1 pseudogene is annotated in these 450 nt (G+C 71.1%); it reads left to right on the top strand.

Annotated elements, in window-relative coordinates:
- Window positions 1–450, top strand: a pseudogene (locus tag LPA54_RS38670) (helix-turn-helix transcriptional regulator); the annotation flags it as partial.

Raw genomic sequence — 450 nt, 5'->3', positions numbered from 1 at the left:
GTACGCGAGGACGGCCCAGGCCGCGGCCATGGTCCGCGACCAGCAGTTCCTCGACCGCGGCGGCAGGATCCGGGTGATCTACCCGCACACGCAGCGGCACATCCCCCTGGTCGTCGCCCGGTACGAGCGGTTGAGGGGCGACGCCCAGGCCCGCACCATGGACGAGGTCACCGGCCGCATGATCATCGTGGACCGGACGGTCGCCTTCATCCCCGGTGACGACGAGGGGCACTCCGACATCGCGCTGGAGATCCGGCACCCTGCGGTCGTCGACTACCTGGTGAACATGTTCGACCGCTTCTGGCGCCTCGCGACGCCCATGCACCCCCAGACCGTCCAGCCGCCCTCCCTGGGCGGTGTCACGGCCCGGCAGCGGGCCATCGCACGGCTGCTGGTCGAGGGGCACACCGACGCCGTCATCGCCGACCGGCTGGGCATGAACATCCGCAC

This window comes from Streptomyces sp. DH12, from assembly GCF_020873895.1.
Lineage (GTDB): Bacteria > Actinomycetota > Actinomycetes > Streptomycetales > Streptomycetaceae > Streptomyces.
The sequence above is the reverse complement of the archived record's forward strand: the minus strand, read 5'-3'. Positions and strand labels throughout refer to the sequence as shown.